Below are 15,631 nucleotides of genomic sequence, written 5' to 3'. Positions count from 1 at the left end.
GATGCGGTCATGCTCATTGCTTGTGGAATGCACAACCTGAGAGAAACGCATAGAAATTTATCGTAATATCATTTAATATAGCACTCTGCGCTGCAATCTGCGCTGCAAATAGTTAAAATGGATATACCCTTATCAGTAAGAGAAATCCAATTTGAAGATATCGAACGAATCGCCATTTACTGGATAGCGCCCGAACCTGACTATCTGATAGGTATGGGAGTCGAGTAGCAGAAGCTTCCAACAAGAGAGCGGGGCTTGTAAACATGCTGACCCAACAGATAAATACGCTAATACAAGATTAGCTCTAAAGCAAGGGCCGTTTCATTCAAGCATAGCTTTCGCTTGCGTCTTGCGAGTATAAGTAATAATTGGGCCTCTGGCCCAGTCGAGTTTCAAACTCGACATCATTTTCAGACACCCCGAAAGCTTTCGGGGCACCAGTAAAACAGAGAATGAAACGACCCTACTGCTAAAGCTACCGCTATGAAAACCACGCTCTTAGAAATCGCGCCTGTGTTACCGAGTCAGGACATTGAACGGGATGTGGTGTGGTATAACGAAAAAGTGGGGTTTGGCCTGGTGCAGAAAGACACGATGTATGCCGTGCTGAAAAGAGACCACTTGTGCCTGCACCTGCAGTGGCACGCAGATACCGCAGACGACCCGTTGCTTGGCGGCTCGGTGATCAGGATAGTGGTGAAAAACATCCGGCCGATTTTTGAAGAGCTTGTGGCGCGAAAAGCGGTAAGGCCAGACAAACTGCGCCTCTCCACTCCCTGGGGAACTAATGAGTTCGGGTTTTTTGATTTGAATAAAAATGCTATTTTCATCGTGGAGGATGTATAAACAGGCCTCACTCAATAAATTTAAAACAACCACTATGAAATTAGGCGCATTTTCAGTGAGTCTTGCTGTCAAGGACATCAACACATCAAAGGAGTTTTATGAAACCCTCGGGTTCAGGATGTTTGCAGGCGACCTCGCGCAGAATTACCTCATCATGAAAAATGAGCATACCCTGATCGGGTTGTTCCAAGGTATGTTCGAAAACAACATCCTGACCTTTAACCCGGGTTGGGACGAGAACGCTAACCGCGTTGAGGCATTTGATGACGTGAGGGAAATACAGCGGCAGCTGAAAGGAAAGGGAATAAAGTTAGAGAATGAGGCCGATGAGAATACCACCGGGCCAGCAAGTTTTGTTGTGCTCGATCCGGATGGAAATGCTATCTTGATCGACCAACATGTATAACCGTTATCTCTAACAAAAAACTACCCGCTCATGAAAAAACGATTACTGACCTTCCTCGGGGTTTTACTCGCATGTAACACCCTCTACGCCCAGGATATATACATCCAAAGCGGCAAACTGGTGGATACCCGAAACGGAAAGGTGCTGCAGGAAAAGACCATCATAGTTTCCGGCAACAAGATCACGCGGATCGAGAATGGGTATGTGCAGCCCAAAAATGCGACGGACAGCCTCATCGACCTTCGGGATATGACGGTGCTACCGGGCCTGACAGATATGCACGTGCACCTGGAGAGCGAGACGAACCCGAGCAAGTACCTGGAGCGCTTCACCAACGACCCCGCAGATGATGCCTTCAACTCGGTTGGCTTTGCGCAAAGCACTTTGCTGGCAGGTTTTACCACAGTGCGCGATCTGGGTGGAACAGGCGTGAACATCTCGTTGCGCGACGCGATCAATAAAGGGAAAATAGCCGGGCCACGAATTTTTACGGCAGGCAAGTCTATCGCCACCACCGGCGGTCACGCCGACCCAAGCAACGGTATGAACGCCGCTTTTACCGGAAACCCAGGGCCGAAGGAAGGCGTGGTGAACAGTGTGGACGATGCCCGGAAAGCGGTGCGGGAACGGTATAAAACCGGTGCCGACCTAATCAAGATCACGGCTACTGGCGGGGTGTTGAGTGTTGCCAAAAGCAGCTCTAACCCGCAGTTTACGCTAGAGGAGATCAAGATGATTACCCAGACGGCAAAAGATTACGGGTTCCATGTGGCGGCGCACGCACACGGCGACGAGGGCATGCAACGGGCTATCAAAGGGGGAGTGTTAACGATTGAGCATGGCACCCTGATGAGCGAGGAGACCATGGACCTGATGAAAAAGCACAAGACTTACCTGGTGCCCACCCTGACGGCTGGCAAGGAAGTGAGCGAAAAAGCAAAGGTCAAGAATTACTACCCGGAGCTTGTTGTGCCCAAAGCCCTAGAAATTGGCCCTAAGATTCAGGATACGTTCGGGAGAGCGTACAAGAAGGGGGTGCTGATTGCTTTCGGAACAGATGCGGGTGTGTTTGAGCACGGGAAAAACGCCAAGGAATTTGGCTATATGGTAGAGGCGGGCATGCCTGCCATGGAAGCCATCCAGAGCGCGACCATTACTCCGGCCAAAATCCTGAACATGGAAAACGAATCCGGCCAGCTTGCCCCGGGCTTCTTCGCAGACATCATCGCCGTGAAGGAAGACCCGACCCAGAACATCAAGACCCTGGAGGATGTTAAATTCGTGATGAAGGACGGGAAAGTTTATAAAAAGTAAGCGCCCCTATCGGGAAAAGAAAAGGCTACTCATCGCAAGATGGGTAGCCTTTTTTGCTTGAACTGCTATTGAAGCAGGGTAGTGGGGTATGGAAACTCGGCATGTGGTATTCCCATTCTGGAGTTGAGAGATTTATACCGTCTTGTTTGTTTTAAATTTTTTATATATAGTATATTCGGTAGCTCAGTTACGGTTATCTGATGCTAGGGTATGTTATGCGTAGTTGGTAATGTATATCTACAAGTTAGGGTCAATAGGAATCATGAAAGAAGTTGAATGAGCTAACAGACTCAAGCAATACCTAAAAAGCTTAGGGTACTATACCTTGGGAGTTGGGATTGCGTGCGTGATTGGCTATTTTATCATGTTTTACAATGCAGGTTTTGATGTTCTCTTTGCGCTTTTATTTTGGGTGTTTCTCTTTTACCGACTACACATTAGTATCGATGCTGCGTTTGTTGAAAGCGACTTAAGAAAAAGAGTTGTGGTAACGCTCCCGATAATTGCTTTAGCTACGGCTCTTATGACCTTGAAAATCTACGTGAATGAATCAAATCCATTTGGTGGACACCCTCTAATACCAGAAAGAGAAAGAATATTCAACTACTTCCTTTACAGTCTATGGACGACAGTTATGCTTTGGGAATTCTATTACCTTCTTCTGTCATGGCTGAAAAGAAAAAACAACAGAACCCTAACCACGCCTAAACTTTAGCTATGCCACAGTTTAGGCCAATCCGTTACCTGCCATATTTATGGATAAAGAAATAATCTCCGAAGAAGAAATGGCTTCAAGAATTAGAAAATTGGTTCTTGAAGTCATTGAATTGTGGTCTTCGAAAGAAGAGCAACTGGAATATCAAAAAAATGTTCCATTTGTAGATGTGTCATCTGAGTTATTTGGGCATTGGGAAACAATTTACAACCCTGATGACAAATTATTTAGAATGGCATTTAATGAATCAGAATTAAAGATGTTAGCTGATTTCCAAGATGTTTTAGACCGAGAGACTACTAGAGTTACTCCTTATCATGTGCCTAACATCGAACATTTTGTGTATACTCTAGAATGGAGAGAAATCAATAATGCTGCGATTAAATTACGGGATAAAGTAAAAAATTAATTCATGTAACAAAGTACAAGCTTCACGTTGCCTGTGCTAACCGGTAGCAACACCACCACAAAGCCAATTCCATTAAACTCCTGCCCCATCTATGAACAAAGGAATTTACCTCATCGCCATTTTACTGCTTCAGTCGTTTGATGGGCTCTCGCAAACCAAGAGTTTTATCGACCAACCTTTTATCGAAACCGCTGCCCAGGTGGATACCCTGGTAACGCCAGATCGGATTTTTCTGAACATTGTGCTAACCGAGAAAGATAACAAAGGAAAGTCGTCTGTTGAAGAGTTAGAGGCCCGGATGGAGGCCACTTTGAAGCAAATAGGTATTAACACCAGGCAGAATCTGATGCTGAATGACCTGGCCAGTAATTTCAGAAAGCACTTTTTGAAGCAACAGGATATTCTGAAAAGAAAAGAGTATACCCTCATGGTTACCGACGCGCTTACTGCCGGTCGCGTTATACTCGCGCTCGAAGAAATCGATATCTCCAACGTGGTTCTGGATAGAACAGAATACGCAAAGATCGAGCAGCTTCAGCTAGACCTGAAATCCAGGGCAATCTCTAAAGCGAAGCAACAGGCAGTGTATATGGCAGCGCCGCTAAACCAAAAGATCGGCCCAGCCATCTACATTTCAGATCAATCCCATACCTCTGTAAATAACACGCTGCAAGGGCGGGTTGCGGGGGTTATAATCCGAGGATATACCCCAAAGAAAAACGAGGAATTTAAACCGGCGGACATTGAATTTGAAAAGATAAAAGTAGCCAGCGCAGTTGAGGTCAAATTCAAGCTGGAACAGTAACATGGTGCGGGGTTACCCTTTTTAGCAGCAGGACTGTTTTATTCTAAGTTTGACTTCGCTCGCGTCTCGCGCGTGTATCGTGTAATTGGGCCTCTGGCCCAGTCGAGTCACAAACCCGGCATCATTTAAAATCACCCCGAAAGCTTTCGGGGCGCCAGTGAAATAGCGCATTAGATTCCCCTCCTCGGAGGGGCAGGGGTGGGTTAATCAGTATTATAATTAATCCAACGCTTGTAGATCTTAACTGAGGCTATATAGTCCAGTTTTCTCACACTTACGCTGGCTCTCTTCGGTTATTGCCTCAAGAGTAGCTGAAATGCCTAAATGGATTGAAAAAACAGGTAAGATCTTAAATCAGAGACCCCCACTTCAATGGCATTAGAGGTATAAACTCTCAGCCATAAATAAAAAAGCCACCTATTGTACTGCTACAATAGGTGGCTTTTTTGCTTGTGTAAATACGAATTTTAAACTTACTACTTCTCCTCCAGCAGGGTTTCCATCGTCTTGTTAAAATCGGCTACCCACTCGTCGTAATACGCACCGGTGCCGGGGCCTGAAAAACCTGTATGGATCTTGCGCACTTTACCGTCGCGGCCAATGAAGATGGTGGTCGGGAAGGAGAGCACGTGGTTAAGTGCCGGGAGCGCCTTGGCGGCTGCCTCCTTGTCTGAGATACCCGCCACCAGCAGGTCGTAGTTAATGTCGAGGCGGGATTTCATTTTCTGCAGGCGGGCGGCGGCTTTGCCGAACTCCGGGCTGCGCTCAAACCCGAGGCCGATGATCTCCATACCGCGGTCTTTGTGCTGGTTGTAATACGGTATCAGGAATTGCGTTTCGTCGAGGCAGTTAGGGCACCACGAGCCAAGCAACTGCACCAGCACCACCTTACCCCTATACTTCTCATCCGACAGCGAAACCGGCTTTCCCTCCAGGTTCGGGAAGGTGAAGGAAAGCGTTTCATACCCCTCTTTCAGGTAGGTGAGCGTGTCGGCGCTGGCGAGCTTGGCATTGGCGTTGCGCTTGGCAGTCCAGCTTTCGTAGCCGCTCATACCCGAGTAGAACTCGCCCAGCAGGGTGCTGTCGCCGCTCGGCTTGGCCGTGAACAGGTAAGCATGGTTGCCGTCGAAGGTCGAAAGGCGTAGGGTTTTGCCTTCTGCCTGGCCCTCCAGGTAGCGGTAATCGCCGGTCTCTGTCAGGAAAGTGCCGGTCACGGTGTTGTTGTTTTGCTCGAACACACCGATGGCGTTGTAGCTGTTGCCTTCTTTGTCGGTGAAAACCACTTCCCATTTCCCTCCAAAATCATAGGCGGCCGGGGCTGGGTTTGCTTCGAAGCGGTTTTGTTTCCCGTGCTCCGCCGTGAAGGGCACGGAGTAAGGCATTGGGGTGTCGTTCTTCACGAAGCGGCCCTGCATGTTGCCCTCGTTCACCTTCGCAATCAGGTCGGCATCAAAAATGTGCAGCTTAATCTTCACCGAGTCGCCCTGCGGCTGGATGTCGTCGAGCAGAATGCGCTCTTCGCCGTTTATCAGGTACAGCACAGTTTTTCCGTCTTTCTCCTCCGCTTCCATCAGAAACGGGATTTCCTGGCCCTGGGCCTGCAGCGCCACGCGCCACATACCGGTTTGTATCATGTGTTTTGTGGTTTTATCGGAAGAACAGCCAGTTAGAAACAGCGCGGCGGCGATTGCCAATAACAAAATCAGGCTGGTATAGGTATGATTAAAGTAATGTTTCATGTGATAAACGTTTAACGTTTAAGAAATACAGGAGTGCAAACATACAGCTTGTCGTCTTAAAAACCTCGTGCGCCAGCCAGGGCGTCCTTGCTTCGCTAGGTACCTATATTCGTGGGGACTAATGTTTTTCAAGATACTTTGTTTTTGTACATTTGTAAACTTCATCAGAAAGCAATCAATAATTAACAATAGCAAAACTATGGCATTTGATTTAGGAATGATCAAGGCAGTATATGCCGGCATGGGCGAGCGCATCTCCGCTGGTCGCACTAAAGTGGGCAAGCCGCTTACACTGACAGAGAAAATCCTGTACGCGCACCTTTACGAGGGGCCGGCAACAGGAGCACACCAGCGCGGCCAGTCTTACGTAGACTTCGCACCGGACAGAGTAGCGATGCAGGATGCAACGGCCCAGATGGCCTTGCTACAGTTCATGCAGGCGGGCAAGCCTACAGTGGCTGTTCCTTCTACCGTGCATTGCGACCACCTGATTCAGGCGAGAACCGGTGCCGACGCTGACTTGCAGGATGCCTATACCGAGAACAAAGAGGTATATGATTTCCTGGCCTCCGTTTCAAATAAGTACGGCCTTGGCTTCTGGAAGCCGGGTGCGGGTATCATCCACCAGGTAGTGCTCGAGAACTACGCCTTCCCGGGCGGTATGATGATCGGTACAGACTCACACACGCCAAACGCAGGTGGTTTGGGTATGGTGGCCATTGGTGTAGGCGGCGCTGATGCCGTAGACGTGATGGCCGGTATGCCCTGGGAGCTGAAGTTTCCGAAAGTGATCGGTATTAAATTAACAGGAAGACTGAGCGGCTGGACGTCTGCCAAAGACGTGATTCTGAAAGTTGCCGGTATCCTGACAGTAAAAGGCGGTACGGGAGCGATTGTAGAGTATTTTGGTGATGGCGCCGAGTCTTTGTCCTGTACCGGTAAAGGCACGATCTGTAACATGGGTGCTGAGATTGGCGCAACTACCTCAGTGTTTGCCTACGACCCGAAGATGCGTGAGTACCTGATGGCCACCAACCGTGAGGAGATCGCTGACATGGCCGATGGCGTGGCAGAGCACCTGCGCGCTGACGACGAGGTGTTGGCTGACCCGGCAGCTTACTACGACCAACTGATCGAGATTAATCTTTCTGAGCTGGAGCCACACGTAAACGGACCATTCACACCGGATGCGGCCTGGCCAATCTCTCAGTTTGCAGCAGTAGTGAAAGAGCACAACTGGCCAGCGAAACTGGAGGTAGGTTTGATCGGCTCGTGCACCAACTCTTCTTACGAAGACTTAACACGCTCTGCCTCTATCGCCTCGCAGGCAATCGAAAAGGGACTTGTAGCCCAGGCTGAGTTCACCATCACGCCAGGTTCTGAGATGGTGCGTTATACCACAGCCCGCGACGGCTTGTTGGATACCTTTGCGGAGATGGGCGGTGTGGTGTTGGCAAACGCTTGCGGTCCGTGTATCGGCCAGTGGGCGCGCCATACCGACGACCCGAAGCGCAAGAACTCTATCATCACGTCATTCAACCGTAACTTCGCGAAGCGTAACGACGGTAACCCGAACACACACGCGTTCGTGGCATCACCAGAGATCGTTACAGCCTTCGCTATTGCCGGCGACCTGACGTTTAACCCGCTCACAGATACCCTGACCAACAAGAACGGCGAGCAGGTAATGCTGGACGAGCCGCAGGGAATTGAGTTGCCGACACAGGGCTTTGCTGTGGAAGATGCCGGGTATACAGCCCCTGCCGAAGACGGAAGCCAGGTAGAGGTAGCGGTTGATCCTGCATCTGACCGTCTGCAATTGCTGGAAGGCTTTAAGCCATGGGAAGGCACAGACCTGAAAGGGTTGAAGCTCCTGATCAAGGCGCAAGGCAAGTGTACCACAGACCATATCTCGATGGCTGGCCCATGGTTGAAGTACCGTGGCCACCTGGACAATATCTCGAACAACATGCTGATCGGTGCGATCAACGCATTCAACGGCGAGGCCAACAGCGTATACAACGACATGACCCGTGGGTATGAGGCGGTGCCAGCCACTGCGCGTACGTACAAGGCTGCCGGAATCGGTACAGTGGTTGTAGGCGACGAAAACTACGGTGAAGGTTCTTCGCGTGAGCACGCGGCCATGGAGCCACGCCACCTGGGCGTTCGTGCGGTTATCGTGAAGTCATTCGCGCGTATCCACGAAACAAACCTGAAAAAGCAGGGTATGCTGGGACTTACGTTCGCCAACAAAGCGGACTATGATTTGATCGAGGAAACGGATACGTTTGATATCCTTGGCCTTGAAAACTTCCAGGAAGGCACGCCGTTGAAAGTGGTGCTTACGCACAAAGACGGCAGCCAGGACAGCTTCACGGTAAACCATACCTATAACCAGGGTCAGATCGAGTGGTTCAAGGCAGGTTCTGCCCTCAACCTGATCCGACTGAAGGAAAAAGGCGCGAAGGCATAGTAACTGCTTCGCTAGTATAAAAAGAGAGGGCCTCCCAAATGGGAGGCCCTCTCTTTTTATATGGCTTTTTATTGTTGAAAAGTAAAAGCGCAGTTCTTGAACAAGTGGGATTACCTGTTCTGTACCAGCACCCGCTCTGTGAGGCTGCTTTCGCTATACCTGATGCGGGCGATGTATACCCCTGCCGCCAGCCTGCTGACATCGTAGTGCAGCATGGTGCCTTCTGTATAGTATGGCGGCGTCATTACCTTGCCCATAATATCGGTGAGGGTAAGCACTGGCACAGTGGCGCTGTTGCCCTGCTGCACCGGCCCCGGCAGGTTGAGGACAAGTGAGCCGCTGACTGGGTTTGGGTAGAGCGTCAGCTTGTCGGCATATACCTGCAGCTGCTTGCTCGTCATGCTCTGCGCGCACCCGAGGCTGTCCGTTGCGGTCAGGGTGATGGTATAAACGCCTGACAGCGGGTAGGTATGGGTTGGATTCGCCTCAGAGGAAGTGGTGCCGTCGCCAAATGCCCAATGGAAGGAAGACGCCTGCCTGCTTGTGTTGGTCAGGGGCACCGCGCTTCCGGCATTGCCGAAACCCTGGCCCAGGGTAAAGTCAGCCTCCGCTTCGGCGGGGATACTGTAAGCGTAGGGGACCGGCTGGCTTTCGAACAAAGAATCGGCGTTGGTGGCGTAAACCGTTCTGCTGGCTTGCAGCGCGCTAATGGCAAATGAACTGCCCGCGCCCAACAGCGCAGCTTTTTCCTGATCGGCGTAAAACCGGAAGGAACTGCCCTTGTCAGGGGTAATCAGAACCGGCGACCCGGCGCAGAGCGCGAGCCGTGTGCCTGAAGGCTTCGGCCCGGATTTAATGGTGATGTATTTTGCCTGTGCAGCCGCCGCATGGGTTTTCAGCTGGCTGAGGTTATCCGCCGCCAGCAGGGCAAGGGCAACGGTCCGGGTTTCGCCGGGGACGAGGCCGTTCAGCGTGGCTCCCACCACATGCGACACGCTGTTGCCTTGTTTGCCGCCAGCACTTTTTCGGCTCATACCCCGTGAGATCACCTTGAACTTCTCGGCAGTGGAGAAGCCGTCATCCACGGTTACGGTGGAGTCGTTCCCGCCAATGTTGTCGATGGCGTGATGGATGGGCGCGCCGTTGGTGAGCAGCTTCAAACCGGCGTAGGGCATAGGCACTTGCGTGTTATACACATATCCCAGTTTCAGGGCATTGTCCCAGGAGGCCGCATTCTGCAGGTAGTTGCCAATGTCCCAGTCGGCAAAAACCCCGACGTGCACCTGGCCTATGGTCTCCTCCGTGACGTTGGTGACCTGGTACTCCAGAATGACGTAATCCTGATTCGGGGCGTCCATCCAGGCAGAGCTTACCTGCTTTACCTGCACACCGGCCTGGCTCGGGCCAGTGGCCGCCATCAGGGTGCGGGCCTCCTGTGTGGCAAGAGGCGTGTCGTGGCGCAGGCGCAACGAACTGGCCGACTGGAAACCGGCGTTGTTCTGCCACTGCTCGTTGTGGAGGTTTTCCGATACCATGCCCGCATCGGTCGCCACCATCAACCCACCCTCAAACAGCAGCGAAGGGCTGCCTTTATACTTCACACCGACGCCCTGGGTAAAGTTAAGCCCATTGTAGCCCAGGTTTCCGACGTTGTTCAGGGTAACGTGCAGGCTGTTGGCCGTGAGGGTGACATAGCTTGGGTTGATGACGAGTGAGACATATTCGAAATCGGTATAGCTCCCGTCCTGATAGCCCAGGCGCAGGTACACGAGCTCATTCATGGGGGCGTCTTCGGCAATGTTCAGGATAAAGGGCCGCGACCCGGACGAAGCCGTGGCATTGGTGGCCAGGCTGCCCAGGTCCAGCGTGCCGCGCTCCACCGTCACAAACGGCGACGAACACGTTAGCGTTACTTCCAGGGCCGAAGTGGGGGAAAGGTGGTTTCTATAGCTGGTCTCAAAACTCACTTTGCTGCCGGCAAAGGGAGTTTGCGTGCGCTGCGCCAAACCGTGCGCAGTGCACCGCACCGACTTCAGGTTTGTTGCCTTCAGGGCCCGTTTCAGGTTCAGGCGTCCGCTGCCCAGTAACTCAGTGTATTGGGCATTTCCGGGCAGGTTGTAAATGTTGTCCGTCGTGACGCGCAGGCGCTCTGCTGCCTGCAGTGCAGACAATTGTGGGTATTTTGATCTGACCAGAGCCGCGCTTCCGGCCACAATCGGGGAGGAGAAGGACGTGCCATACACGCCTCCATAGGCGTTGTCGCTGGAGATGGTGGAGGTCAGGATGTTCGTGCCGGGGGCCACCATGTCGATGCGGTAGCTGTAGGTAAAGTCCCGGTACTTGACGTCTTTGTCGGTGGTGCCGCCGACAGACAGCACATTTTCATAGGATGCCGGGTAGACGTCGAGTAGTTTGTTCGTGTTTCCGCCCGCAGCCACAATCAGCACGTCCTTGTCGAGCACGGCATAGTTGATGATATCCTGCTCATACTCCGATTTGCCTGTTCCGCCCCAGGAAATGTTAATGACCTTGCACCCTTTGTCTGCGGCATACACAATGGCCTCATACCCCCCGAAATGACCGTTTTCGACAGCAGAAAATACTTTGAGCGGCATAAAAAAGGCGTTATAGCCCAGGCTTGCGATTCCTTTGCCGTTGTTGGTTGCCCCGGCGGCCACGCCTGCCACAGCGGTGCCATGCCCGGTAAAAGGGGTGTCGTCGGCCACGTTGTTGTCGTTGTCGGCAAAGTCCCAGCCCGTGAAGTTGTCCACGTACCCGTCGCCGTCGTTATCCACGCCATCCACCGGGTCGCTGTAGTTGTGCTTTACCTTTGTTTTGAGTTCATCGTGGGTGAGCCGGAATCCGGTGTCCAGCACCCCGATCACCACGTTAGTGTCGCCTTTTTCCACGGCCCAGCCTTCGTAGGCCTGCACCAGTTTCAGATAGTACTGGCTGGTTTTAAGCGAGTCGGCGGAGGGATCGTTGGGCTGCGTGAGCGGCTCCCGCAGGTAGAGGGGTTCCACATAGGCCACCATACCGGTGCCAAGCAGCACTCTCTGCACCTGCTCCAGGGTATAGGCGTCCGCGTATTGCAACTCATAAATCAGCGAGAGGTCTACGGTGGGGCTTGCCTTGCGTGCCTGGGTATACGCCTGCCGCCGCTCCGGAAACCGCTGCCGCATCTCCCGGGCCCCGATTCGCTGCAGGGCCTGGCTCAGTTTTTCGCTGCCTGGTTGGGTTGTGCGGGCCAGCGGGCCAGCTACGGGCTTAAGCTTATACACTACTTTATGGGGCTCTGTTCGGTCGCCGGTGCCGCCCGGACGCTGGGCAAACCCCAGGGTAACAGATAGAAGCGTAAGCAGCAAAGGAACAGCGAAGCGCTGCTGCAGATTTAGTTTCGGGAACATACTTTCATACAAGCCAGGTTTGGGTAGGCATCAGCGCATCGTTGTGTCGCTGATAGCCAGGTAAAGGGTTTTGAGGAAGCTTTGAATTTGCCAGGGTCCCTCAGCCTTCCGGATTTTTTTATGTATCTTTCCCTACCTGAGCTAAACCGGCGGGAAAGACTATAGCATAAATATACTATAAAATATTGCTATATGGTAAGTAATAACCGTCGGTAAGGTTAAAGTATTCATGTTTTATTATATAACCAAGTTACTATGAAATTAAATTTAGTGGATAAGCATCAATCTACTATCAACACAGCGGTGAGCGCCTTGCACAGCCGTGCCTTTTTTGCACATTTTCCTGAAAACCCGTCGCCGGACGTGTATGGGGAGCACGCAGACAAGGAAGGCCGTGAGCGGTATAAAGCACTGCTGCACAACAAGTTTGAAGAGTTGCTGCAGCAGGACCCGGAGCAATGGGTAGGGCAGGAGGAGTCGCCGTACGAGCAGCAGGCCCTGGGGGTACAGTATCCATACTTCGCACCCGAGGTGCTGGTGGCGCGTGCCGAAGAGGCTTACCACCAATGGCGCAAACTAAAGCCCGCCGACAGGGCCGCGCTGCTGGTTGAGTCGCTGGAGCGGTTGCGGGCGCGTTTTTTTGAGATTGCCTATGCCACGATGCACACTACCGGCCAGGCCTACATGATGTCGTTTCAGGCATCGGGGCCGCACGCTGCGGATCGGGCGCTGGAGGCAGTTGCCGCTGGCTACGAGGAGCAGACCCGCTTCCCGGAATCTGTGGAGTGGGAGAAGCCGATGGGCAAGTATAACCTGAAGCTGAACAAAACCTGGAAAGCCGTGCCGAAGGGCGTTGCCCTGGTGATCGGCTGCGCTACCTTCCCGACCTGGAACACGGTGCCCGGCATGTTTGCCAGCCTGGTTACGGGCAACCCCGTTATTGTGAAGCCACACCCGAAAGCCGTGCTGCCCATCGCCATCGTGGTGGCGGAAGTGCAGAAAGTGCTGCAGGAAAACGGACTGAACCCCAACATCTGCCAGCTGGCAGTGGATGCCGATGAACGCCTGATCGCGAAGGAACTCGCCGAGAATCCCAGCGTGAAACTGATCGACTATACCGGAGGCTCCGAGTTCGGCAATTATATAGAGCGCCTTCCGGGCAAGGTTACCTTCACCGAAAAGACGGGCGTGAACTCCATTATTCTGGACTCGATGGACGACCTGGACAAGGTAGCGCAGAACCTTGCCTTTTCCGTTACCCTGTACTCCGGCCAGATGTGCACCGCCCCGCAGAACTTCTTTATACCGGAAGGTGGCGTGAAGGCAGGCGGCGGGACGGTGCCCTACGAGCAGGTGGTGCAGAAAATTTCCGAAGCGGTGACCGCTCTGGTGAACAACCCGAAGGCGGGGCCGCACATCCTGGGTGCGATCCAGAACCCGGCCACGACGGGGCGCGTGCAGGAAGCCGCCAGCCTGAAGGGAAAGCAAGTGCTGGGAACCGGCGATTTCACCCACCCGGTATTCGCCAATGCCCGTACCTGCACCCCGGTGATTTATGAGGTGGATGCCAGTGAGAAGGAGAGCTACAGCCGCGAACTGTTCGGGCCAATTGTGCTGGTGATCAAAACCAAAGACACCAACCAGTCGATTGCCATTGCCAAAGAGTTGGCGCAGCAGTACGGGGCCATTTCGTGCGGGGCGTATACCACTGACCCTGCCGTGAAAGAGCAGATCATGGATGAGATGGGGCTGGCGGGCACGCCGGTGTCGTTTAACCTGACAGGCGGCATTTACGTGAACCAGAACGCCAGCTTCTCCGACTTCCACGTAACGGGCGGCAACCCGGCGGGCAATGCCTCTTTCACAAACCCTGAGTTTGTGATCAAGCGCTTTACCTGGGTTGGCTTCCGGGAGCCAGCGGCCAGATAAGCCATGCGTAAAACGCAAAAATCCCCTGCAATTCGTTTTGCAGGGGATTTTTTTATTTAAAGAGTTTGCTCAGGTCGTTTCTCAACTGGTCCAGTCCGTCGCGCAGCTCCTGCCAGGCACTCTGGTTTTCTCCAGCGTCGGCAAATCTGGTCATAATCAGCTCCCGCTTTCGCTCCAGCCCGGCAATGTGCTCGTGGTAGGTATGGTGCGAGTCTGAGGCAGTGGCGTTCACGCGCCCTTTCAGGACCTTGATCTTGCTGTCCAACTCGTCGAGGCTCATTTGTATCTCCTCACGCGTCAGGTGGGCAGGTGCTTTCATATGTTCCGGTTTAAGAGGGTAGTTGTCCATATGTAGTATAAAGTGGTTTTAAACGTGCGCTTGTCAGGCGTGCTTCTTACCTACATACTTATGTTCCGCAAAAAAGGATGTGCCAGAACTTCGCCCCACAGGGAGCTTTTAGGCAACCATAACATGAACCCGATTAGTAGGGATAGGTAGTTTTACAAGGCCTTGTGGCGGAAGTTAGCTATATAACGTGAATTCGGGAATAGCTGCAGGTTAACTTGCTCTCAAATAAGTTTTTCTGCTTTGGAAAACTATAGTTTAGCTAGATCAGGGCAAAATGATTCCCAGTTTTTCCGGGAGGCACCGGGGGTAGGGGCCCTCTACTTGTAGTTGTTGCGGTGCCGAACGCAGTGAGGCAGCCTGAGCAGAGCGAAGGCAGCTTCAACTACAAGGTGCCGAGCGGGAAAACGCGCCCCAGCTTAAGTAGGGCCCCTACCCTAGGCGTGGAGCGCAAAGCAAGCTATGGAAACAAGGCTATTCAAGTTTTGAAAGAACCGGTATATCCCTAAGTTCACGTTATATACTATAGGAGTGCTTCGTTTGTAGCTTGCTTTCCGCGCCACGCCTAGGGTAGGGGCCTCATTTATCTGGAGCTTTAGCTGGAGTGCGTTTCCCGCCCGGTGCATAGCTGGTTCAGTGCCATGCACAGCATTTGCGTATACTATACCCTGACATCAACCCAAAAGCTATATGAAAACACTGCCAATCCTGCTGCTGATGCCCTTGCTGCTGTTTCTGGCGGGCTGCGCACCGGCCATACACGTGGACACGGAAGCAGCCCCGGACTTCCAGCTCAGCCAATACAAAACATTCGCTTTTTTTGAGGTGGATGCCTCCGGTGACGGGCTGGGGCCCGTTTACCAGCCGCAGGTGCAGCGCCTGCAGGAAGCCGTTGCGCAGCAGCTGGAGGCCCGCGGCATGACACGCGCCGCCACCTCCCCCGACCTGCTCGTAAACCTGGGCGTTGTGGTGCAGGAGCAGGTGCAGACCCGCCAAACGAGCATCCTGACGGATCCGCCGCAGTACATCGGGCAGCGACGCTATACCTGGCGCAGCCGCGAGGTGGAGGTAGGTCGCTACAAGGAAGGCAGCGTGTCGGTGCACCTGGTGAACAGCGCCCGCAACGAGCTGGTGTGGCAGGGCACCGCCGAAGCCATACTGGAGCGCAAGCCCGTCAAGTTGAAGGAGCAGCTGCAGCGGGGTATGGCCAAGCTGTTTCGGGAGCTGCCGCAGTAAAGG

The 15,631-nt window shown here is 52.8% G+C and carries 11 protein-coding genes; 8 read left to right on the top strand and 3 right to left on the bottom strand.

Annotated features, from left to right (window positions below; translation table 11 throughout):
- The first annotated feature begins 483 nt into the window (after positions 1–483).
- The 5 genes from MKJ04_RS17260 to MKJ04_RS17240 all read left to right on the top strand — a co-directional run bounded on the left by MKJ04_RS17260 (position 484) and on the right by MKJ04_RS17240 (position 4,495).
- A complete protein-coding gene (locus MKJ04_RS17260; protein ID WP_241642910.1) occupies positions 484–846 on the top strand; it encodes a glyoxalase/bleomycin resistance/extradiol dioxygenase family protein in 363 nt (120 codons plus the stop codon).
- 34 nt (positions 847–880) lie between these two features.
- On the top strand, positions 881–1,252 hold the full coding sequence (locus MKJ04_RS17255; protein ID WP_241642909.1) for a VOC family protein: 372 nt from the start codon (positions 881–883) through the stop codon (positions 1,250–1,252).
- A 30-nt stretch (positions 1,253–1,282) separates the two neighbouring features.
- Complete coding sequence (locus MKJ04_RS17250; RefSeq protein ID WP_241642908.1) at positions 1,283–2,566, top strand: metal-dependent hydrolase family protein; 1,284 nt, start codon at positions 1,283–1,285, stop codon at positions 2,564–2,566.
- Between the two features lie 755 nt (positions 2,567–3,321).
- Complete coding sequence (locus MKJ04_RS17245; RefSeq protein WP_241642907.1) at positions 3,322–3,690, top strand: hypothetical protein; 369 nt, start codon at positions 3,322–3,324, stop codon at positions 3,688–3,690.
- A gap of 91 nt (positions 3,691–3,781) precedes the next feature.
- A complete protein-coding gene (locus MKJ04_RS17240; RefSeq protein ID WP_241642906.1) occupies positions 3,782–4,495 on the top strand; it encodes an SIMPL domain-containing protein in 714 nt (237 codons plus the stop codon).
- A gap of 476 nt (positions 4,496–4,971) precedes the next feature.
- Here MKJ04_RS17240 and MKJ04_RS17235 read toward each other — a convergent pair whose 3' ends face one another.
- A complete protein-coding gene (locus MKJ04_RS17235; protein ID WP_241642905.1) occupies positions 4,972–6,234 on the bottom strand; it encodes a peroxiredoxin family protein in 1,263 nt (420 codons plus the stop codon).
- A 199-nt stretch (positions 6,235–6,433) separates the two neighbouring features.
- On the opposite strand from MKJ04_RS17235, the gene MKJ04_RS17230 reads away from it, so the two are divergent.
- Complete coding sequence (locus MKJ04_RS17230; RefSeq protein WP_241642904.1) at positions 6,434–8,710, top strand: aconitate hydratase; 2,277 nt, start codon at positions 6,434–6,436, stop codon at positions 8,708–8,710.
- 110 nt (positions 8,711–8,820) lie between these two features.
- Here MKJ04_RS17230 and MKJ04_RS17225 read toward each other — a convergent pair whose 3' ends face one another.
- Entirely contained in the window at positions 8,821–12,117 is a 3,297-nt protein-coding gene (locus MKJ04_RS17225; RefSeq protein ID WP_241642903.1) for a S8 family serine peptidase, read from the bottom strand.
- A gap of 255 nt (positions 12,118–12,372) precedes the next feature.
- Between MKJ04_RS17225 and paaN the strand changes: the two genes are divergently transcribed.
- Positions 12,373–14,046, top strand: coding sequence for a phenylacetic acid degradation protein PaaN (gene paaN, locus MKJ04_RS17220; protein ID WP_241642902.1), 1,674 nt, complete (start codon positions 12,373–12,375; stop codon positions 14,044–14,046).
- Between the two features lie 52 nt (positions 14,047–14,098).
- Here paaN and MKJ04_RS17215 read toward each other — a convergent pair whose 3' ends face one another.
- The gene (locus MKJ04_RS17215) at positions 14,099–14,365 is read right to left on the bottom strand and encodes a hypothetical protein (RefSeq protein ID WP_241642901.1); all 267 of its coding nucleotides are present in this window, start codon (positions 14,363–14,365) and stop codon (positions 14,099–14,101) included.
- Positions 14,366–15,082: 717 nt separating this feature from the next.
- On the opposite strand from MKJ04_RS17215, the gene MKJ04_RS17210 reads away from it, so the two are divergent.
- Positions 15,083–15,628, top strand: coding sequence for a DUF4136 domain-containing protein (locus MKJ04_RS17210; protein ID WP_241642900.1), 546 nt, complete (start codon positions 15,083–15,085; stop codon positions 15,626–15,628).
- Positions 15,629–15,631 lie beyond the last annotated feature (3 nt).

Origin of the sequence: Pontibacter sp. E15-1 (genome assembly GCF_022601975.1) — a bacterium.
GTDB lineage: Bacteria > Bacteroidota > Bacteroidia > Cytophagales > Hymenobacteraceae > Pontibacter.
Note: the sequence above shows the minus strand (reverse complement) of the source record. Positions and strands in the feature narration are given on the sequence as shown.